This is a genomic window from Mariniradius sediminis, assembly GCF_021491425.1.
In the GTDB taxonomy this organism is placed as follows: domain Bacteria; phylum Bacteroidota; class Bacteroidia; order Cytophagales; family Cyclobacteriaceae; genus Mariniradius; species Mariniradius saccharolyticus.
The window spans coordinates 206,862-228,425 of record NZ_JAKEVZ010000006.1 but is presented as its reverse complement, the minus strand read 5'-3'; the positions used below and the strand labels follow the sequence as shown (position 1 = coordinate 228,425).

Below are 21,564 nucleotides of genomic sequence, written 5' to 3'. Positions count from 1 at the left end.
CGTCTAGCCAAAGGAAAAGACTAACCTATTATTTCCTACACCTGAGCAATATCTCTGTTTTGAACTGTGTCTCGTTTTTCAAGGTCTTAAAAAATCCATCCAAATAGGCTTTGCTTTTTTCGATTTCTTTTGGATCCATTTGATCGGAGATATAGTCGTAGGCTTTGAAAATCTCTTCCTCTTTTTCCAAATAAAACCCCCGTACATAGGCATACAAATCATCCGTTCGACAAACGCCTCGAAAATATCTTTCCCTCACCGACTGAATCGGTACTTCCTTGCTTACCACTGCATATGGTGCATCCACCATACCAGACATGTCAAAGTCATATGCAAGCGGAATGTACTGTTTGGTCGGAAGCTGCATGAGTTGGATATTGTGTTGGTAGTAGCTCGACCAGTCTGTATTGGCGATCATATATTGAAAAAAATCCAGCTTCAGGGCTGTTGTATCATGGTGGCGGAATGGATTGATGTCTACGTCTGACTTGATCTCTGCCCCGAAGCGATCCGCGATTTCCTCATCATCTTCCACCAAGATCCCCTTCAGTTCATAGGTTTTGGATTGCTTGCTTTGTACATCCGTTAGCGTGATGTTGACCAACCTGGTGTGGAAAAAATAAGGCGTAACAGGTTCGTAAAGTTTGTAGCAGAGATATTCCTTCAAGATAAGGTCGTTGGAATATTTGGCATTCTGACAAGGCAACACGAGCTTCAGGCTTTTATTCCCACCCAAAATGGTGCCTTTGCGGTCGCCTTTTGGGATTTTCATTTTGATGGGGGTAAACATGCACCTTTCTTGTCGGAAATTTCCCCGAGCACGGACTTCCACTTGGACCGAGTCCCAGATTCCAGCCTCATTCTTGTAGTGGAAGTAGGTGGGGGTGTAGGCTTTTGAAGCGCTCTTTTTCTTGATTTCCTGAAAGGAGTAGGACAGCTTGACTTCGAGTGGGGCGTCTTCACGAAAAAGCTTGGATACGTTTTCCGTCTGCGCATAAGTTGGGCTTGCTGTCAAACAGCAAATGGTGGCCAGGGAAAATAGGGCGCGGTAAAAAATGAAATGATTCTTTGCCATGATGTCAAGGTGTTTTGAATGTGGATGTCTAGGTCATGAAAATCAGATAAACCAAAAAGGTCAACAGCCCAAAGGCCAAACCCAAGATAAAGACCAGGTAGGCATAGCTGAGTAGCTTGTATTTTCGGTTCAATACTTTGCCCTGATAGTAGAGCGCAATGGCCATTTGTTCATGAATCTCTTTTTTGGAGGGTAGGATTAAATCAATTTGACTCAAGTAATCCTGCAGGGAATAGTTGGAACTCTCTCCAAAAAACAGGATGCTGCTTTTCCCCAAATCCTTCGGCACGGATTGTTTGGTGATAATCTTAGGCCTCGCAGCCTGTACAGCCAACACCATTGAACTGAAACAGGATATAGCAATCAATGATATTGGTAAGACCATTTTCAGCCCTTGAAAATCCAGTACCTGCGAAACCATTCCATATCCTGTTATGGCAATGATGGAAGATATGACCAGTGCATTGATGCTGATGACCATATTGGCCTTGTTGTCTGCGATCTGTAGCAGGTTGCAATTGTTCTTGAATGTTACTCGGAAAAATGTCTGCCGCTCCCTATCGGTTTTTTCGGCTTTCGGTTTCTTGATTTCTGCTTCCATAGGATATGTTGACCGATGTCGAATTTAAGGAAAAATATTTCTCAAATGCTGAAAATTTCAATGCATCATTTGAGGATGTAGGCAAAAACAAAAAAATCCTCCGATGGGGAGGATTTTCAAGCTATCCTGCGGCATTTAGGATATCTTTCCAGACGCGGAAGAAATTCTTGTGGCAGATCTTCTCGATATCCTCCCGCGAGTATCCCATTTTCAGCAATTCGGCAATGAGGTTGGGATACATAGACGCATCTTTCATTCCCTCAGGCAAGGTATCTCCCACACCGTCAAAATCGGAACCGAGGCCCACATAGTCAATCCCGACTAGCTTGACGACGTGGTCGATATGCTCGGCGATTTTGGAGACTTGGACCGTTGGTGCGTTTTTGGCGCGGTAGGCGGCGATATATGCTTGGGCAACGGAATCACGCATCGTGAGGTTATTCGTTTTGAGCCATTCCTGAATATGCGCGCGTATGGAGTCACCCGCCGCTGCGTACCCTTGGTCAATAAAACTTCCACCGAAGGTGATCATCACCATGCCTTTTTTCTCTGCGATTTTTTGGATGATTTCATCGGATACATTCCGCTCAAATCCGGGCGTAAAATGCCTTGCCGAGCTATGGGTAGCCACGATTGGTGCTTTACTCACTTCTGCCACATCGAAAAAAGTCTTGTCATCCACATGGGAAACATCCACGATCATTCCCAAGCGGTTCATTTCCAGCACTACCTTTTTCCCAAAATCACTCAGCCCATTGTTGGTACGGGCAGTGTCGTAGGAAGAGTCGCCGATAAGATTGTCCTTGCCGTGGGTCAGTGTCATGTAGCGGATTCCCCTATCAAAGAAATATTGCAGGTTATTGATATCATCCTCGATGGCAGCGCCATTTTCAATGCCCATGGGAAGGGACAGCAGGCCTTTCTTAAAGTTTTCCTCGATTTCTTGCGGGCTTTTCGCTAGGGCCAATTTGTCGGGCCAGGTATTTACCAGCCTTTCCACCATCATGATAAGCGTGTCTGCGAGGACTTTGGCCCCACCTTTCTCTTGGTAAGAGGCAGGAATATAAATCGCCATAAATGGCGCATCCACGCCGCCTTCCTTGGCCCTGACATAGTCGATATTGCCCTCGGTCTGACGGTTGATAAAGTCATAAACCGCTCCATTCAAGTGGTTGCCGAGGTTGTACATCCGGTAGGGCAGGTCCATGTGTCCATCCACAATGATGGTTTCGTGGGCGATCTTCTTTGCCTCAGCCAAAACTTCCTCCTCGGAGAGTTTGGTATAGTCTATCTTTTCGGTTTTTGCGGAACAGGCCATCAAAAGGCCCAGTCCCAAGACGATCCATATCGATTTTCTCATCATTTCTGGAATTTTACCTTAATGTATCATTTTCGACAATTTTCAATTCATCAAGATTGATAGATGGTAGATTATTTGGTACGGGCAGCAAAACTTTTCCATCCGTATAATTTTCATAAGGTTTACCGACGAAATACATTAAATTTTACTGAATCAACCAAACATCCTATATGCAACGCGCTGCCAATTCACTGTTTTTGCTCCTGTTGTTGTTTTCCGCCTGCAATTCCGGCCCATCTTCCAAAGTAGTCATTACAATCGCCGATCAATTCCAAGAACAGATTTCCGATGGCAGGCTGCTGCTCTTGCTGCACCACAGTGAAAGCCCGGAGCCAAGGTTAGCAGTGAGTGATGAGGTCGGTTCGGCGCAGGTTTTTGGGATGGATATTGAGAATTACAAAAAAGGGGAGCCCTTGTCGTTTGACTTGGAGTCTTTTGGTTTTCCAATCGAAAACTGGGAAGATATCCCCGCGGGAGAATATTGGGTTCAGGCCTATTTTGTCAAATATGAGACTTTTAAGCGTTCGGATGGGCATACCGTGAAGATGCCCATGGACCAGTGGGAGGGAAGGCAATGGAACCGCACGCCCGGCAATATCTTCAGCCCGACCAAAAAAGTCACTTGGGATGGCAAGACCCCGATCGAACTCCACATGGACCAAATCAATCCACCGGTCGAAGAACCGGCAGATACCGAGTTTGTGAAGCATATCAAGTTCAAGAGCAAAATGCTGTCGGATTTCTGGGGCAGGGATATGTACCTCGGTGCCCATGTGCTGTTGCCGAGGGATTTTGAGAAGAACCCAAGCGAGTACTATCCGCTGATGATTTACCACGGACATTTTCCTTCTGATTTTGGAGGGTTCAGGACCTCACCGCCCGATGAGAATCTGGAGGACGAATACAATGCACGGTTTGGCATCTACGGTTACAACAAAATCCAGCAGCAGGAAGCCTATGATTTTTACCAAAAGTGGATTTCACCCGATTTTCCCAAATTCATCGTGATCGAAATCCAGCATGCCAATCCGTTCTACGACGATAGCTATGCCGTCAACTCTGAGAATCTGGGGCCTTATGGGGATGCGATCACCTACGAACTCATCCCTTACATCGAGCAGCAGTTCCGCGGCATTGGCGAGGGCTGGGCCCGCTTCACCTATGGGGGTTCGACGGGGGGCTGGGAGGCGCTGGCCGTGCAGGTCAAGTACCCCACCGAGTACAATGGCTGCTTTGCGGCCTGTCCAGACCCTATTGACTTCAGGGCTTTCACGACTGTCAATATCTACGAGGATGAGAATGCATATTCATTTGGAGGACCTTTCAAACAAATGGACCGGGTGGGAAAAAGGAATTACCTCGGGCATGTCTCCACGATGCTGAGGGATATGAATTACCGGGAGTTGGCATTTGGTGGCGAGAAGAGCCTTTCGGGAGACCAGTGGGATATCTGGCAGGCTGTTTTTTCCCCAGTAGGCGAAGATGGCTATCCCAAGCCCATTTGGGATAAGTATACCGGTGAAATCGACAAGGAAGTCGCGGCCCATTGGAAGGAAAATTATGACCTGACCCATATCATGCAGCGGGATTGGGGCAAACTCGGCAAAGACTTGGAAGGAAAAATCCACATTTACTGTGGGGATATGGACAATTATTACCTCAACAATGCCGTTTACCTCTGCGAGGAGTTTTTGGAAAGCACCAAAGATCCCTACTATGCCGGGGAAGTGAAATACGGAGACCGCTTCGAACACTGCTGGAATGGTGATCCAAACCTGCCCAACTACATTACCCGCCTTAGGTATAATACGATGTATTTGGACAAAATTGCCAACAGGCTACGGGCGACTGCACCCTCCAATTTCAACCAGAAAACTTGGGTGCTGACCAAATAGTGCGGCCTTAAATTGGGGAAAGTTGACCTTTGTCATGGAAACCCGATTTCGAAATCGGGTTTTTTGTAACCCAATACCGTAAATTGTGGATACCTTTGATCAGTGAATATTTCCAAGCGTAGAACTTGCACTTCCAATTTTGCCTATGCTTGTGTAAAATCGAATAAAATTTGATCTGGCGCATCCAGAAAGTATCATGAAAAAATCAGAGAATATCGATTACGAATTACAGAAAAACATGGAGGTCATCTCCCATTTGGACGGTTTTGTAACCAATGCCGTGGAGAACGTTCTGGTCGATCCAGAAGAGTGCTGGCAGCCATCTGATTTTTTGCCCGACATGGGCAAGCCAGAGGCGTTTGAAGAATTGAAGAAATTGCAGGAAAGAGCGGCCAATATCCCGGATACTGTGATTACTTCCCTGGTCGGCAATATGATTACAGAGGAAGCCCTACCGAGCTACCAGACCTATTTCAATATGCTGGAAGGAATCAACGTGGAGGGTAACCTCTTGAGTAATTCGGGTTGGGTCAAATGGTCCAAGGCCTGGACAGCAGAGGAAAACCGACACGGCGACCTGCTCAACAAGTACCTTTACCTTTCGGGACGGGCGGATATGAAAAAGGTGGAGCAAACCATCCACCGCCTGATCTACAACGGCTTTGACCCGCGTTCGGAGCGTGACCCTTACCAGGCGATCATTTACACTTCCTTTCAGGAAAGAGCCACCAAGATCTCCCATGTCAATACCGGCAAACTAGCAGACAAGGCCGGCGATGACGTGCTCTCCCGAATCTGTAAAACCATTGCCGGTGACGAAGCGCGGCATGAAAAGGCCTACAAAAGCTTTATGAGCGAGATTTTCGAGATTGATCCCAGCGGGGCGATCCTGGCCTTTGAAAAAATGATGCGCAAACAGATCGTCATGCCTGCAGTCCTTATGGGAAAAGGAAGCAGCAATCCCACGCTGTTTGACCAGTTCTCTGCCATCACACAGAAGATCGGCATCTACACCGGATGGGATTATGCGAGGATCATTGACCACTTGGTCAAACTTTGGAAAATCGAAAGCCTGAGCGGTCTGAATGACATGGCGGCCAAAGCCCAGGATTACCTATCCAACCTTTCGGATCGGTATATGCGCCTTGCCGATAGAATGAAAGTTCCAGACGAGGTATCCCTCGCTTGGTTGAGATAAGAGAAGAGCCTGACTTGGTCAGGCTTTTTTTTTTTGCTTGGTTTTGCCTCATTTCGTCAAAATCCAGTGAACAAAATACCTGAAAGGCCAATTATGTCTGTATAAATAAGAGAAAGCCATGCGAACCATAAAGAACCTTCACCCGGCTACCTACCATCCCATCGCTGATTTGACTACTTACAATCCGCTTCCTTCGCCAAGATTGCGGCAGATTGACCCCTTCATTTTTTTAAATCACCATGGTTTTCAAACCTACGGTCCCAATAACCACGGGCTTCCATTTGGTCCACACCCGCACCGGGGCATGGAGACAGTGACATTTATCTTGGAAGGGGATATCATGCACAAGGATTCCGGCGGGCACGAATCGGTGATTAGGGCGGGCGGAGTCCAATGGATGACTGCAGGGCGTGGTTTGATCCATGCCGAGGTATCTTCTTCGCAGTTTAAGAAGGAAGGAGGACCATTGGAAATCCTTCAGCTGTGGCTGAACCTTCCTGCCAGGCTGAAAATGACTGAGCCGAGGTATATCGGATTGCAAAAAGAGGAAATCACCCACTTCACCCTGCGCGAGGAGGGGACCGTGAGGGTCCAATTGATCGCGGGGGAATGGAATGGTGAGCGAGGCAGTTTTGAAACCCTCACACCGATTTTCCTGAGTACCGTTTTTCTTGACAAAGGAGCAAAACTCCAAAAGGAGATTCCACAGACTGAAAACGTCTTTTTCTACATCGTGCGTGGGTCGGTCAGGATTATGGGTGATAGGGTCCCCTTCAGGACTTTGGTGGAATTCAACAATGATGGCGATGCTATTGCGGTCGAAGCTTCGGAGGATGCGGTGGTGATTTTGGGCCATGCTAGGCCGTTCGCAGAGCCTATGGTCGCACAGGGGCCATTTGTGATGAATACCCAAGACGAAATCCGGCAAGCATACATGGATTATCAGATGGGTAAATTTGGAACTTGGGAAGAGTAAACCAACGATCACCAGGATGGAGATTATTCCGAATGGGAATTGCGGAAACCGAAAATCAGCTATTAAATCCTTGGTAAAAATAAAAGTGGCAGCTTTTGGCTGCCACTTGATTTTTCAAAAGTTTGAAGACCAAGAATTGCAAGGCCATCATTAACATTAAAAAGTAACTTAATCACCCGGGTCAAAGGTAGGAAAGAACTTGGTGATTACAAATAGTCCTTTTCAGGTATTTTTTAATAGGAATCAATGATGTCTTGAGATAATAGCCTATAAATTTCCGCCACCTGCTCGTTGTAGTTCAAAAATTGGAAATGGCGGTCCAGCGTTTGGAAATCGCCCCTGATTGCTGGACCCGTTTGTGCACGTTTGGCCCCGAGCTCGAGACTCTTGCTGATGGTCTCTATGATGAGCGGTTTGAGCATCTCAAAATCCAAGCCTTGTCTCCTCATTACTTCCTCTGACAACCTAAGCATATGGTTGGAAAAGTTGCTGGCAAATACCGCGGCTACGTGCAGGGCGAGTCGGTCCTTGGATCGGAGGATGTATTGGTGGGGAGAAAGGCTTTTGGCGAGTTTTTGGAGTTTTTGCAGCGTGCTTTGGTCTTCGGATTCCAACAGAAACGGAACCTCGGCGAAGTCAATGTTGCGGTCTTTGCTAAAGGTTTGCAAAGGATAGAAAATCCCCGTGTAGGCTGCCGAACTGTACCCCAACACATCCAAGGGCACAGAGCCCGAAGTATGGACCAAGATGCTCTCCTCGGGCAGGATAATGGCATCGGAGATCTCCGCGATGGCATTGTCGCTTACCGCGAGGATGAATATTTGCGCTTCGGAGTCCGAGAAATCCAAGTCATCCTTGGGTTCGGCAAGGTAAACCCTGTTCGTGATTTTTTCGGCTTGCTTGATATCCCGCCCATACACTTCGGTAAGCGTATGGCCGGCCTCTTCCATTGCTGTGGACAAATGCCAAGCGACATTGCCGGTACCGATGATTGTGATTTTGAACTTCATATCGGAAGTTAAATTTTTCAGGGGAAAAATCGTAGTCTGCCGTTGATTTGAGGATTTGGCCGCAATCCAAGTTTTGGGAAATCAAATTAAGTCGCCTGATCCGAAAAATCGAAACGGTCAATTATTATCCCTGATTATGAAACTGTTGCAAAAAATCACTGGTACAGTTCATGGATTCCCAAGTCCAGAATTACAATAATTTTATATCTTGCAGCGATGGAAAACTTTGTCGTATCAGCGCGGAAATACCGGCCGTCCAACTTCAACTCCGTGGTTGGGCAGCAGCACATTACCACGACGCTGAAGAATGCGATCAAGAATAACCATTTGGCACAGGCTTTCCTTTTTTGCGGGCCAAGGGGTGTAGGTAAAACCACCTGTGCGCGGATTTTGGCAAAAACCATCAACTGCCAAAACCGAACGGCGGACTTCGAAGCCTGCAATAAATGCGATTCTTGCACGGCGTTCAACAACAACGCATCATTCAACGTCCACGAGCTCGATGCCGCTTCCAACAATTCGGTCGATGATATCCGCAACCTGGTCGAGCAGGTAAGGTATGCGCCACAGCATGGGCTCTTCAAGGTCTATATCATTGACGAAGTGCACATGCTCTCCAATGCGGCTTTCAATGCCTTTTTGAAGACCTTGGAGGAACCGCCGAAGTACGCCATCTTTATTTTGGCGACCACGGAAAAGCACAAGGTGATCCCAACGATCCTTTCTCGTTGTCAGATTTTTGACTTCAACAGGATACAGATCAAGGACATTGCCGATCACCTGACGCATATTGCAAAGCAGGAAAATATTGAGGCCGAGGAAGAGGCACTTCGCCTGATCGCCACAAAGGCTGACGGCGCGCTGCGGGATGCTTTGTCGATTTTTGACTTGATCGTTACCTATTCGGCTACCAATAAGCTTACCTATCAGGAAACGATCAACAACCTCCATATCCTCGACTACGATTACTATTTCAAGGTCTTGGATGCGGTTTTGGCGGGAAACATTGGTCAGGTCCTGCTTACTTTTGATGAGATTTTGAAGAAAGGATTTGATGGGCACAACTTCATCGTGGGTCTTTCGGAGCACCTGCGCGACCTGATGGTGTGCAAGGACCCTGAGACTGTGACGCTCATGCAAGTTTCGGAGTCAGCTAGAGCCAGATACCTTCAACAATCTGAACAGACTTCCATTTCATTTTTACTTTCGGCACTCAATATTTGCAACCAATGCGATATCAACTATAAGAGCAGCCGTAACCAGCGCCTTCATGTCGAATTGGCGCTGATGAAACTTTCCAAGCTCCCACAAGCGATCAGCTTGGCGGCTTTGGCACAGGAGGATTCAAAAAAAAAAGCTTAGCCCAGGCATCTCCTAGTGTCGAACCCACGTCACCGGCACCCTCACTTTTCAAAAATGGCAATGGACTGGAGGCAAAGAAAACGCCCATCCAAAAAACCGTTTCGATTCCATTAAGCATCACAGCAGCTAAAAAGATTGTCTCCCAGCAATCGGTCGATGTGCCTGTACAAGTTGTTCATGATCGTACCGTCCATGAAAAAGCCGAGGAACACCAGGTTGATTTTTTTGATAAAGAAAAGCTGTCCAATGTTTTGGTGGGGATTATACAAGCCTTCAAGGAAGAGCATAGAAATCTGGAAGCAGTCGCGCTGAATCAGCCTTTTGAATTGGAGGGTGAAAAGGCAGTTTTCCATTTGGTATCGGACATTCAGGCCGGTATTTTTCAAAAAATCAAACAAGAAATCACGACCGAACTCAGACGGAAACTCAACAATTACAATCTACAGATTGAATTTGAGGTACGGGAGGAAGTCAAAGATGACAAAAAGCGACTCTACACGAGCACCGACAAGCTGCATTACCTTCGGGAAAAAAGCGACTTGCTTGATGAACTGCTGAATCGGTTCAAACTGGAAACCGACTTTTAGAATTCCAGTGCCAAGCCAAAGTTGATCGCATTTTGAAGCTGTACGGCTTGTTTGGGTGGGCCGTTATCTTGCGGGATAAAGACTTTTTCGTCGTAAATCAAGATTGTTTCCATCCGTGTCGTGATGTACTTGTTGACACGGAAGCTGATGACCGAGTTGAGGTTGACGACAAAGTTGCCGAGCCGCTCGAAGTTGGTAAAGAGGTTTAAATCTGCTCTCCACCTGACGTTTTCGAGAATCTGGAAATCCGTCATCGAGCTGAAGGAAAGCCCCGCTTCTGCATACAAGCGTTCGCCGGGCACTACACCAAAAGCACCCGCATTGCTCAGGGAATCATCCATGACAATCGTGAACCTCCCCGTAAAAGGTGACGCGATGAGCGAAAGGCGATCTTTGTTTTTGAAATCCCGGCGATAGTTGAGACCGGTGGAGGATTGGATGTAGGCGGGCGCCAGAAAGTCCGAAAGCCGGGTCCTCGCATCTTCCTCCGCACCCGCAGGTCTGAAGTAGCGGTATCCAGCCAAGAGCTGTGTCCGTGCGTCCAGCTGTGTGGAAAGAAACCACTTTGGCGAAAGCTCGCGGCCGTACTTGGTGATAAAGAAAAAGTTGTCGTTTGTTTTTCTAGTGGCAAAGCTCCTTCCACCTTGGCGGTTGAAGCCGAGGTTGATGGTCAATTTGGTGTCCCAGATGATGAGGTCCTTTTTGTAATTGGCAAATAGGTTCAGGCCAGTATTGAAGGCGAGGTTGCTCGAACCACCCGCATTCCAGTTGGACAGACTGACCTGTTGGATGCTGAGGTTGTAGTTCCCGCCTTTTTCCCAATAGACAGGCTTGGGTGCCTGTTTGATAATGACCGAATCCCCCAGCATAATGATTGTGTCGCCACTAATCAGCAGCGTATCAGCTTTTTGAAGCGGATCCTGCGCACGGACTAATCCATATGCAGTTAAAAGCAATAAAAAAGAAACAAGAAATCTTTTCAACATTTCAGAAATAGCGCTCGCTCGATCAGGGCTTCAAAATCGTTATTTTTTGTCCAATGCGGATATTGTTATCGGATAAGTTGTTCCATTTTTTGATATCATCCACCGAAACACCATACAGTTGGCTTAGGCGGAATAACGTCTCTCCCTGTACTACAGTATGTATCACCCGATTGGCATTACGCTCGGTGGTGGATGTAGAGGGCGTGCTCGGATTCTGAGTTGCCTCCGTTTTTGGAGTCATGCTTTTGGAAGGAGGGCTTGTTTCTTCGCCTGCGACGATCCGGCGGTATTCATTGGCCGGTACCATCGGAATCGGCTCATTTCGAGGCCGAAAATCCTGCAGATTTAGGATCATGCCAGCTTTGAGATCGCGGTCCTCGCGGATTCGGTTTTTTGCCTTCAGCGCGGAAAGCTTGATGCCGTACATTTGGGAAATCGACCACAGTGTCTCTCCGGGTTTTACCACGTGGGTTTCGGCTTCTGCTTTTGATCTTTTTGGTTCCGTATAATAAAACTGCCCGGCCTGGACTTTCTCATTTTTGCCGAGGTCATTGATCCTCCTGAATTTTCCTTCTTTGAGACCAACCTCTTGCGCAAGATTTTCCTGACGGGTATTTTGGGCGGCCTTGATTGCATTCAGGTCGTTGGCCTTGATTTGGTTTGGCTGGGTGGAATTTTGGGTATTCCCTGTGATTTTTGGATAAGGATTGGCTGGAGGGCTTGAAGTGTACCTGGCCGGAGGCGAATAGGTGGTTTCGGAAGCTTGGGTCTGCGTTGACGAGGCAATGGCGGGAACTGATTTTTGTGCACCTTGCTTGATGTATAGGATTGAATACGGCCTATCATCCGGTACATTTCCCCTCAGACTCCATTTGTTGTATTCTTTCAAATGTGCTTCCGTGACGCCAAGCCTTGGGGCCAAGGCCTTCAAAGTAGTAGGCCCTTGCACTTGGACTTCCTCCAAAAAGCCTGAATTGGATGCCAGCATCACCGTTGGGGCTTCAAATGCCACCATGTGCGCTAGGAACTTCTTGAAATACCAATGGAAATTCCGATCCACTTCCACCACTTTTTTGCCGTTGTATTGGGTGCCAAAATAGGCTTTTGCACCACCTAGGCCCATTTGATAGGAGACCAATGCGCACATCCAATTGTTGAACTGGGCATTGTGTTTTTTCAGGTAACGGGCAGCACCTTGGCTGGAAGCAACGATATTTTTGCGCTCGTCCACTTGGCTGTCCACACGCAGGGATACCTCCTCTGCAGTGCCCTGTTTGAATTGCCAAAATCCTACCGCATTGGATGTGGAAACAGCGTCGGCGATCAGGCTGCTTTCCTGGATTGCCAGGTATTTGAAGTCGGTCGGTACGCCCGCCGCACGCAATTCCCTCTCCACAATCGGCAGGTAAAGGTTTACCCGCTCTGCTTTCACTTGAAAATAGGAGGCGTTGCGGTAGAGTGCGTCCACATCGGCTTGGATTTCCCTCCTTGCCTGCTCATTGATCTTGATTGTTAGGTCCGCAAAGCGCATTTCCGACGGCACTTGCGGCACTTGTCCAAAGGCCTCTCCGAATATCAGAAAGGCAAAAGCCAATAAAGTCAAGCGAATTGTATTGTTCTTTTTCATTTTTTTCTCGCCATCATCAGTCCGTCCCGGATAGGAAGGAGGATATTTTCCACCCTTGGGTCTTGTTGAACCATTTTATTGAAATCCAGGATCACCTGTGTGTCTTTGTCGATTTTTTTTCCAGCCTCGAGGATTACCTTTCCTGACCACAAAACGTTATCCGCCAAAATAACGCCACCCGGCCGAACTTGGTCTATAACTAGTTCATAATAACGCATGTAGTTGGCCTTATCGGCGTCGATAAAGACCATATCAAACTGCTCATGGAGGCTCGGAATGATCTCTAGGGCATTGCCCAAGCGGTAGTCGATGCGGTCCGAGAGGCCTGCCATTTCAAAAAATCCCCTGACCATCGTTTCCAGTTCATCGTTGATGTCGAGGGTAATGAGTTTGCCTCCTGCTGCCAGGCCACGCGCCAAGCAAATGCCCGAATATCCGGTATAGGTGCCGATTTCTAGGATTACTTTGGGTTGGATGGATTTCGAGATGAATTCCAGGAACTTCCCTTGGAGGTGCCCGCTGAGCATTCTGGGCATCAGCACTTTTGCGTGGGTTTCACGGTAGATATGCTTCAAAATCGGATCTTCCTCGCTGCTGTGCGCTTCGCAATATGCCAATAAAGCTGGGTCGATGAATTCCATCTTATGCGGGAATATAGTTGAGGTAGCTGAGTTGATTTGGGTCCAGGGCCTCATTCGCGATCGTCAGGATATCTTCCGCGGTGGTTTCACGGATGATTCCAAAAATGGTATCCAATGAGTCTATCCGGCCTTTGTCAAGCAGGTTTTTCCCAAAGACCAACATCAGCGCCGCGTAGTTTTCTTCAGCCATGGCCATTTGGCCAATGGCCTGTTCTTTGGCCATGTGAAGTTGGAGGCTTCCCATTTTGCGCGTACGCAGTTTCTCCATTTCATGGAGGACAAGCTTTTTGGCTTTGCCTGCCGTGCCCGGTTCTGTGCCAAAAAAAACACCAATAAACCCGGTATCAGAGTAGGCTTGATAGTTGGATTCGACGCTGTACACATAGCCGTGCTTTTCGCGGAGTGCAAGGTTCAGACGGGAATTCATACTCGGTCCGCCAAGGATGTTATTGAGCAGGTAGAGTTGGAAGCGACGCGGGTCATACATGGAGTAGGCTGGCTTACCTATCGCACAATGGGCCTGCGTGATATCTTTTTCGAGCGTTTTGGTCTTGGGCTGGTAGCTTGCAAATTTGCTTCGGACGTAAAGGCTTCTCTTCGCAGGAATCTCCGCCAAAACACCTTCCACCTGTTGCAGCACCTTTTTGAATGAGACGTTGCCCACAACCGAAAAAACGATCTGGGTAGTGTCAAACCTCGTCGAGATAAAATCAAAGAAATCTTCTTGCCCAAAGCTTTTGACAGTTTCCTCATTTCCCAAAATATTCCTTCCCAAGGCATGCCCCTCAAAAACCAATTCGTCAAAGTCGTCTTGGATGGAATCTTCCGGCGAATCCCGGTACATGGACATTTCTTCGAGAATCACTTGGCGTTCTTTCTCAATCTGTTTTTTGGGAAAAATCGAATGGAATGTGATGTCATACAACAATTCCGCCGCCTTCCCAAAATGGTCTTTCAGAAGGCTGGCGTAGAAGCATACCTTCTCCTTTGTAGTGTAGGCATTTAGCTCGCCGCCGAGGGATTCGAGACGGTTGATGATGTGAAAAGCCTTCCGCTTTCTGGTCCCCTTGAAGGCCATATGCTCCCAAAAATGGGCCAAGCCCTCTTGTTCTTTGGACTCGTCACGGCTACCGATGTTGAGCACAAACCCACAGTGCACCAGCCTGGTATGCGGAATTTCCTGATGTACGATTCTGATGCCGTTGGGCAATTCTTTCAAGTTGTACTGCATGTTCAATGGTTCCAAACTTTAAAGTACAAAATTCCCGGGTTTGCCGCAGTCAAAAAGGAATATCGGTCGATCGAGGTGTTGAAAATGGGGAGCAACATAGGAATCAAGAACCCTCCAATCCCTTGTCACGCATTTTGCTGAATTCGTCGTACCTGCGGTAGATCGCGACTGTAAACCCAATCAGCATGATGATGGTGCCAATCCAGAGGATATTGATTTGGGGTTTGAGGATAGCTTTCAGTACCACGTAGTCCTTTTGGTAGCGGTTGACCTTGAAGGAAAACTTGTTTTGCTCGGGCAGGATATTTTCCAATTCCACCTTTACGCCCAGTTCATTGTCGATCGCCGGGATTTTGCCGACTTGGTTACCACGGATGATGAAAACCGGCTGCAATTTTTTCTCGATATCATAGTCCATCACACTCAAGTTGGCCCTGACAGCGATATCCCCATCATTTAGCTGCATCCCGTCGATTTCTTTGAGGACTTCTGCTCCTTCAAATTGCGTCACGAAATCAGCAATAAAAAACTGTTCTCCGGGTGATACTTCGAAGATTTCGTCCTCTTTCCACTCCGGATCCTCGAAATCATTGATGGCCGAGACAAATGTGTAAAGGTCCTTTGTCAAATAGCGCTTGGAGTCGGGTGAAGAAATCAGTCCCATGCTGCTGTTGAACTGGGACATGGGATTCAGCGTGAATTTCAACTCGTCGTTTTGGTAATAGTCGATCTGGAAATAATCATTTTCCTCCAATACGATTTTAAGCGTGTCTCCTTTTTTGAAATAGGTTTTGCCGTTTTTTTCGATGTCGTTCAGCGCCACGGCCTCATTGACATTGCCGGTGGATTCCATCAGGTTGACGTTTACATAACCCGGAACGCCTACCACTTTTTTCTGTCTGCCTCGGTAGATAGCCGTGTAATCCTTGATTTGGGTTGGTTTATTGATCCAAAGCAGCACATGCTCTTTGTTCATTTCATCTTCCCAAGAGTTGCTGTAGGTCAATCCAGACATGTTGTAGGAGATCACTTCCGAATAGCCCGAGGAAAACATCACGCCAATCAAGATCATCCCCAAGCCAATATGCGCCAAGGATCCTCCAGCCAGTTTGAAGCTGGATTTTTTCAATAAGCGAATCAAAATCGTTGCATTGGCCACAATTGTGAAAGTTCCTGCCAAAACGACAATGATGTAGGTGATGTCGAATACTTTTCCGGTAATAATGATAATCGCTGACAGTACAACGGAAATGACATATGGAGTCACTAAAGCTTCACGGAGCGCCTTAGAGTCCATCTTGTTCCACCAAAAAAACTGCCCAACAGCTGTCAATAAAGCAACCGCCACAGCAAACCACAATTGGAACTTGGTGTAAAAGCCGATCTGATCCGCAGGAGGGGCAAGGTTGGAAATGCCTCCGAAGCTTTCGACCAAGGCGTTCCAAACTGGAATGGATGTAGGCAAGATCACCTGGAATGCCATCAAAGCCAGGGTAGTGGCGCCAATGAAAATCCAGAATTCCCTGGAATAGACAGAGGCCTCTTTTTCGGAAGTCGGGATATGTTTCCAGTTTTTCGCAGCCAAAAATATCGCCACAAAAAGGAAGAACAACATGTAAATCAATAACTGACCGGAAAGTCCCAAGTCAGTAAATGAGTGTACCGAGGAGTCACCCAATACGCCGCTGCGCACGAGGAATGTAGCATAAAGTACCAGTACAAAGGACGCAATGACCAAAACAATCGAGGACTTCAAGGCGGTGCTGCTTTTCTTGAAGGTAATCATGGTATGGATCGCTGCCACCATGATAAGCCAAGGCACGTACACGGCGTTTTCGACCGGGTCCCAATTCCAATACCCGCCAAAGTTCAGCGTCACATAAGCCCAATAAGCACCCATGATGATGCCCATGCCCAAAATCATGGCCGAGAACTGTGCCCACGGCAAAGCAGGCCGCACCCATTCAGTGTATTTTTTGGTCGCCAACCCGCCCATCAGAAAGGCAAAAGGCACCAAGGTGGACGCGTATCCCAGGAAAAGCGTCGGCGGGTGAATGACCATCCAGATATTCTGAAGCAAGGGATTCAAGCCAGTACCGTCTTCGGGTACGAAATCCGGGTTCATCTCAAAAATCGGCGCATCCATCATGTCCCGCAATAGGATAAACGGAGATGATCCGATCTTCAAATCACCGATCACAACCCCCAAAATCATCGAGACCAAAAAGGCCTGAACCAATGAAAACACGATCATCACAGGTCCTTCCCAAAACTTATTGGTATGGATCAAGACGAGTCCCAGCACCACATTCCAAAATATCCATAGGATAAACGCACCCTCTTGGCCTTCCCAAAAACTCGAAATCATGTAATGAACAGGAAGTGCTTTGGAAGAGTGGGAATAGGCGTAGAAATATTCGAAACGATGGTTGTAGATGATTTCGAAAAGTGCAAACGCAACCGTGACGCTGGCCACGGCATGGATGTAAAAGAAAGAACGGCTGAATCTCCGCCAGTTGGCTTTTTCCAATTCAGTGGCTTTGATGTACTGGTAGTAAGCAAAAGCAGTCACCAAGGAACTCACAAAGGAAACGATGACTGCAAAATGGCCGAGATTACCGACGAAGGTATTGATCATAAAAGGGGGAAGCTACTGTTGGGTTACATACCAGCTGTTGAAACTTCCGTTTCCTGGTATTTGGAGGGGCATTTCATCAGGATCTTATCAGCTACAAAAAGGTCTTCGTTTTTGTAAGATCCGATTACGACGACTTGTTCTGCCCGAGAGAAGTCCGTTGGCACGGGTTCATTGTAATAGACCTGCTGTACGGTGCCTTCGTTGTCCACCATCATGAAGTAGAAGGATGTTTTGTCCTCATTGACTTGGATTCCCTCTACGTTCCCATCTGCACTTTTTTTCAATTGGCCCACCACGTGGATGGCTTTGTCGTTTCCGTTTGATTTCATTTCTTTGGCAGTAGCAAACGACTCATAGGTACTGGCATCGCCCAGCATCGAGACGATAATCAGGATTGCTATGCCTATAATCACAAGTCCGATGATATGTCCTTTTTTCATAATAAATAGTTGATTATTTTCAAGCCAACGCTTGGGATTCCATTATTCCTGTGATTCCAACAGCTTTTCCAACCTGCTGACTCTCCTGTTTGTTTGGATGACGTATACGGTGATTCCGGCAAATACGATACAGATAATGCCCACCAAAACATAGATTTTTCCATCAGCACGCATCGCATCCGCCATCTCTACACCGGAGTTTTGGTAATCCTCAGAGGTGATTTCGATTTTTTCTTGTGCGCTTGCCTGAAGGCTCCAAGCCATCAGCAAAAGAATAATCCATTTTTTCATATGAAATTCATTTGTCTTTCAATGGACATATGGAATCTCGCTTGTAACGCGATGATGCCGGAATTTAAAGTTTTCCTCAAGCTCGATTTCATGATACTTGATTGATCAATTTTTCTTCGATTTTTCGCTCTGCCCGGCGTAGCCTTACGCGCAGTGTTCCGATCCAAGCGCCCAAGAGCGTCCAACCAATGATCGCGGGATAAAACACCATCCGAAGCTGGGAATCCAGGTCGTAGGCATTGAAGCCGGGATTACCCCCGTTTCCGGGGTGGAGGCTGTCGGTCAGCCTTGGAAGCACGAATATCAAGGGAAGAAAGGCAGAAAAAGCGAAAATATTGTATACAGCGCCGATGCGGGCCCTTTGGCTGACATCGACAAGGGAATTTCTCAATACCAAATAGGCGAAATACATCAACATGCCGATAGCAGCCGCATTGAGTTTGGGGTCATTGACCCAAAAGGCGCCCCAAGTGAAGCGCGCCCAAAGCATCCCTGTCAATATGCCTATGGAGCCAAAAAGTATTGCTGCATTGGTAAATTCGATGGCGACATCGTCATCTTTCAAGTCGTTGCTGCGGAGGTATCGGATGCTGTACACCACTGCCACCAATAGCAATAGAATCATCGTAAACCACATAGCAACATGGAAATACAATGCGCGAATGGTCTCGTTCAGAATAGGTAGCCTGGGTACATCCAACAGAAGTCCGGCCGTAAGGGTATAGGCCAGCAGGATTATGGCCAGGACTTTCCACCACTTTGCCTTCATGGGTTACTTTTGCAATTTTCAAGCGCAAAAATAGGGCATAAGTTCCTCATTACGGTGCTTTTTGTCATTTTATGTTGGGAACGGCAGGAATGCTATGAAAAGCGTCGGATTCATGTGAAAATCCACTTCCCAAAAAGTTAAATCCATTTACTTCCTAACTCCTCCAAACATAGGGGAAAAGCAGATAGGCAGTCACGGTCACGATGGCATTGATAGCAACTAAGGTCAAGACTTTGTCCCAACTCGTGGACCAATCCAATCCGTCCATGGCATTTTTGGACACGCGAATAGCCATCAACAGGATCGGGATGACGACTGGAAAACTCAATATCGCCATCAGCGTCGCATTATTACTAGCCTTGGAGGCGATACCCGAAACCATCGTCAGGCAGGCCGAGAATCCCAAAGCTCCCAAAACCAAGTTGACGAGGAAAAGCCCTTGATTGGCAATCGGATTGCCCAAAATGACGCTGAATACCAAGTAACCGAGCAACGCCAGGAGCAAGGTCAGTAGCGCATTGTAGATCATTTTGGACAGGATGATGGACTCCGGCGAAGCCACCATGTAGTAATAGAGTTGCCGCCCCTGATGCTCTTGGACAAAACTTTTGGCCACTGCATTTACTGCCGAAAAAAGGATAATGATCCAATACAGCGAATTCCAAGTAGGTGGGCTGATATTGCCGTCCCTAGCACCAAAACTCAAATAGGTCAAAAACACAGCCGATATAACATACAGCAAGATGCCATTGAGTGCATACTTCTGCCGCCATTCGAGCGTAATTTCCTTCTTGATGAGGGTCTTGAGTTGCTGGAACATGGGGCAAAAGTAAACCAATTGCTTGAATCCTCCGTGCCTTTGCACATAGCGATTAGCCTTTTATCATGATTCTGACAAATTGGCATTTTTATCCCTTTGGAACGCCTGTTGATAGGGGCTTCGTATCTAATATTTGTAACACTCAAACTATTTATAGCCATGCAGGAAAAAGGTACCATCTCGATCCATACCGAGAATATCTTCCCGATCATCAAGAAATTTTTGTACTCAGACCATGAAATCTTCCTCCGGGAACTGGTCTCCAACGCGGTAGACGCCACCCAAAAAATCAAACGCCTCGCCCAACTCGGTCAATATGGCGGCGAATTGGGCGATATCAGGGTCGAGGTGGCTTTTGACAAAGACAAAAAAACCATCACGATCTCCGACCGAGGCTTGGGTATGACGGCCGACGATGTCAAGAAGTACATCAACCAGATTGCCTTCTCCGGCGCCACCGAGTTCATGGAGAAATTCAAGGACTCCAAGGACGCCAATGAGATCATCGGCAAGTTCGGTCTTGGTTTCTATTCTGCCTTTATGGTAGCGGACAAGGTCGAAATCCAGACGCTTTCGTATCAAAATGGAGCCGAAGCGGTGCAATGGACATGCGACGGCAGCACCGAATTTGAGATTGCCAAGGGCTCGAGAAAAGACCGCGGCACTGACGTGATTCTGTACCTCAATGCGGATTCGGAAGAGTTTTTGGACAAGTGGAAACTCCAAGGAATCCTCGACAAGTACTGCAAATTCCTGCCCGTGCCGATCAAGTTTGGCACCAAGACCGAAAGCCAGGAGGACGGTACGGACGACAAAGGCGAGAAGAAGTGGAAATCCGTCGAAGTCGACAACATCATCAACACGACTTCGCCGATATGGACCAAGTCGCCGTCGGATTTGAAGGATGAGGATTACCTCGCATTTTACAAGGAATTGTATCCATTTGGAGAGGACCCGCTGTTCTGGATCCATTTGAACGTGGATTATCCCTTCAATCTGACAGGGGTTTTGTATTTCCCCAAAGTCAAAAACGATTTCGATTTCCAGAAAAACAAAATCAAGCTCTTTAGCCGTCAGGTGTTCATCACGGACGAAGTGAAGGATATCGTTCCTGAGTTTTTGATGCTGCTGCATGGGGTGATCGATTCTCCCGACATTCCGCTGAACGTGTCCCGTAGCTTCCTGCAAGCCGACAGCAACGTCAAGAAAATCAATACCTACATCACCAAAAAGGTGGCCGACAAGCTGGGTGAGCTCTTCAAAAAAGACCGCAAAGTCTACGAAGGCAAGTGGAACGACATTGGTCTGTTCGTGAAATACGGCATGGTTAGCGAGGACAAGTTTGCCGAAAAAGCCAAGGACTTCGCGCTCCTGAAAAACACCAAGGGCGAGTTCTTCACGCTTTCCGAATACCGGGAAAAGGTGAAGCCTTTCCAAACCGACAAAAGCGAGCAGCTTGTCTATCTCTATGCCAATGACGTCGCCAAGCAGGATGCCTTTATCCAAAGTGCCAACAAGAAGGACTACGATGTCCTCGTGATGGATTCGCCGATCGACAACCACTTTATCCAACACCTCGAGATGAAGGAAGAAAAGACTTCCCTCAAGCGTGTGGATGCCGATGTGGCCGAGAAACTGATCGAGAAAGACGCTTCCTATGCCAACCTGCTGAACGAAGAACAATCCAAGCAGGTGAAGGAAATCTTCGAAAAAGCCATCGACAACAAAGCCTACAGCATCTCGATCGAGGGCCTCAGCCCAGAGGAAATGCCCGTGACCGTGACCATGGATGAGTTTATGCGGCGGATGAAGGAAATGGCCCAAATGGGCGGCGGCATGAGTTTCTACGGCTCGATGCCGGACAACTACAAGGTCGCCATCAATGGCAACCACCCCGTCATCGACAAGATCCTCAAGGCAGCCGACGAGGCCGAGCAGTCCAAGCTTGCGAAGCAGTCCTTTGACTTGGCGCTCTTGGCCCAAGGCCTGCTGACCGGCAAGGACCTGACCGAGTTTGTGAAGCGAAGTGTGGGGATGATTTGATCCAAAACCCCTGA

19 protein-coding genes are annotated in these 21,564 nt (G+C 47.5%); 6 read left to right on the top strand and 13 right to left on the bottom strand.

The window, feature by feature from the left end:
* Window positions 1-28 precede the first annotated feature (28 nt).
* From L0U89_RS09760 to L0U89_RS09750, 3 genes are all read right to left on the bottom strand, one after another.
* On the bottom strand, window positions 29-1,075 hold the full coding sequence (locus L0U89_RS09760) for a hypothetical protein (protein ID WP_234861344.1): 1,047 nt from the start codon (window positions 1,073-1,075) through the stop codon (window positions 29-31).
* Between the two features lie 28 nt (window positions 1,076-1,103).
* Window positions 1,104-1,676 (bottom strand): Pycsar system effector family protein, encoded by a 573-nt coding sequence (locus tag L0U89_RS09755; protein WP_234861343.1) that lies wholly within the window; start codon window positions 1,674-1,676, stop codon window positions 1,104-1,106.
* A 121-nt stretch (window positions 1,677-1,797) separates the two neighbouring features.
* Window positions 1,798-3,036 carry a dipeptidase gene (locus L0U89_RS09750; protein ID WP_234861342.1) on the bottom strand — a complete coding sequence of 413 codons (1,239 nt, stop codon included), beginning with the start codon at window positions 3,034-3,036 and terminating at the stop codon, window positions 1,798-1,800.
* A gap of 170 nt (window positions 3,037-3,206) precedes the next feature.
* Between L0U89_RS09750 and L0U89_RS09745 the strand changes: the two genes are divergently transcribed.
* The 3 genes from L0U89_RS09745 (at window position 3,207) to L0U89_RS09735 (ending at window position 7,105) form a co-directional block, all read left to right on the top strand.
* Window positions 3,207-4,931 carry an alpha/beta hydrolase gene (locus tag L0U89_RS09745; protein WP_234861341.1) on the top strand — a complete coding sequence of 575 codons (1,725 nt, stop codon included), beginning with the start codon at window positions 3,207-3,209 and terminating at the stop codon, window positions 4,929-4,931.
* Window positions 4,932-5,127: 196 nt separating this feature from the next.
* Window positions 5,128-6,129, top strand: coding sequence for an acyl-ACP desaturase (locus L0U89_RS09740; RefSeq protein WP_234861340.1), 1,002 nt, complete (start codon window positions 5,128-5,130; stop codon window positions 6,127-6,129).
* 118 nt (window positions 6,130-6,247) lie between these two features.
* Entirely contained in the window at window positions 6,248-7,105 is an 858-nt protein-coding gene (locus tag L0U89_RS09735; RefSeq protein ID WP_234861339.1) for a pirin family protein, read from the top strand.
* Window positions 7,106-7,338: 233 nt separating this feature from the next.
* On the opposite strand, the gene L0U89_RS09730 is transcribed toward L0U89_RS09735, so the two are convergent.
* The gene (locus tag L0U89_RS09730) at window positions 7,339-8,115 is read right to left on the bottom strand and encodes a Rossmann-like and DUF2520 domain-containing protein (RefSeq protein WP_234861338.1); all 777 of its coding nucleotides are present in this window, start codon (window positions 8,113-8,115) and stop codon (window positions 7,339-7,341) included.
* A gap of 216 nt (window positions 8,116-8,331) precedes the next feature.
* Here L0U89_RS09730 and L0U89_RS09725 point away from each other — a divergent pair, with 216 nt between their 5' ends.
* Both L0U89_RS09725 and L0U89_RS09720 read left to right on the top strand, forming a co-directional pair.
* Window positions 8,332-9,477 (top strand): DNA polymerase III subunit gamma/tau, encoded by a 1,146-nt coding sequence (locus L0U89_RS09725; RefSeq protein ID WP_008627668.1) that lies wholly within the window; start codon window positions 8,332-8,334, stop codon window positions 9,475-9,477.
* A gap of 158 nt (window positions 9,478-9,635) precedes the next feature.
* Complete coding sequence (locus L0U89_RS09720; protein ID WP_234861336.1) at window positions 9,636-10,064, top strand: DUF8439 domain-containing protein; 429 nt, start codon at window positions 9,636-9,638, stop codon at window positions 10,062-10,064.
* Here L0U89_RS09720 and L0U89_RS09715 read toward each other — a convergent pair.
* The 9 genes from L0U89_RS09715 to L0U89_RS09675 form a co-directional block, all read right to left on the bottom strand.
* Entirely contained in the window at window positions 10,061-11,050 is a 990-nt protein-coding gene (locus L0U89_RS09715; protein ID WP_234861334.1) for a DUF3078 domain-containing protein, read from the bottom strand. The genes L0U89_RS09720 and L0U89_RS09715 overlap by 4 nt on opposite strands.
* 22 nt (window positions 11,051-11,072) lie before the next feature.
* Entirely contained in the window at window positions 11,073-12,677 is a 1,605-nt protein-coding gene (locus L0U89_RS09710) for a LysM peptidoglycan-binding domain-containing protein (RefSeq protein ID WP_234861333.1), read from the bottom strand.
* Window positions 12,674-13,318 (bottom strand): O-methyltransferase, encoded by a 645-nt coding sequence (locus L0U89_RS09705; RefSeq protein ID WP_234861332.1) that lies wholly within the window; start codon window positions 13,316-13,318, stop codon window positions 12,674-12,676. Before L0U89_RS09705 ends, L0U89_RS09710 begins: the two co-directional genes overlap by 4 nt.
* A 1-nt stretch (window position 13,319) precedes the next feature.
* Complete coding sequence (locus L0U89_RS09700) at window positions 13,320-14,549, bottom strand: M16 family metallopeptidase (RefSeq protein WP_234861331.1); 1,230 nt, start codon at window positions 14,547-14,549, stop codon at window positions 13,320-13,322.
* Window positions 14,550-14,652: 103 nt separating this feature from the next.
* The gene (ccsA, locus tag L0U89_RS09695; protein ID WP_234861330.1) at window positions 14,653-17,187 is read right to left on the bottom strand and encodes a cytochrome c biogenesis protein CcsA; all 2,535 of its coding nucleotides are present in this window, start codon (window positions 17,185-17,187) and stop codon (window positions 14,653-14,655) included.
* 23 nt (window positions 17,188-17,210) lie between these two features.
* Window positions 17,211-17,627, bottom strand: a complete 417-nt coding sequence (locus L0U89_RS09690) for a cytochrome c maturation protein CcmE domain-containing protein (RefSeq protein WP_008627657.1) — start codon at window positions 17,625-17,627, stop codon at window positions 17,211-17,213.
* A gap of 42 nt (window positions 17,628-17,669) precedes the next feature.
* Window positions 17,670-17,918, bottom strand: coding sequence for a CcmD family protein (locus L0U89_RS09685; protein WP_234861329.1), 249 nt, complete (start codon window positions 17,916-17,918; stop codon window positions 17,670-17,672).
* A gap of 88 nt (window positions 17,919-18,006) precedes the next feature.
* Window positions 18,007-18,687: a cytochrome c biogenesis protein CcsA gene (gene ccsA / locus L0U89_RS09680; protein WP_008627655.1), complete on the bottom strand. Its 681-nt coding sequence runs from the start codon at window positions 18,685-18,687 to the stop codon at window positions 18,007-18,009.
* 154 nt (window positions 18,688-18,841) lie between these two features.
* Window positions 18,842-19,507: a heme exporter protein CcmB gene (locus L0U89_RS09675; RefSeq protein WP_234861328.1), complete on the bottom strand. Its 666-nt coding sequence runs from the start codon at window positions 19,505-19,507 to the stop codon at window positions 18,842-18,844.
* 159 nt (window positions 19,508-19,666) lie between these two features.
* Between L0U89_RS09675 and htpG the strand changes: the two genes are divergently transcribed.
* Window positions 19,667-21,550 carry a molecular chaperone HtpG gene (gene htpG / locus L0U89_RS09670; protein WP_234861327.1) on the top strand — a complete coding sequence of 628 codons (1,884 nt, stop codon included), beginning with the start codon at window positions 19,667-19,669 and terminating at the stop codon, window positions 21,548-21,550.
* Window positions 21,551-21,564 lie beyond the last annotated feature (14 nt).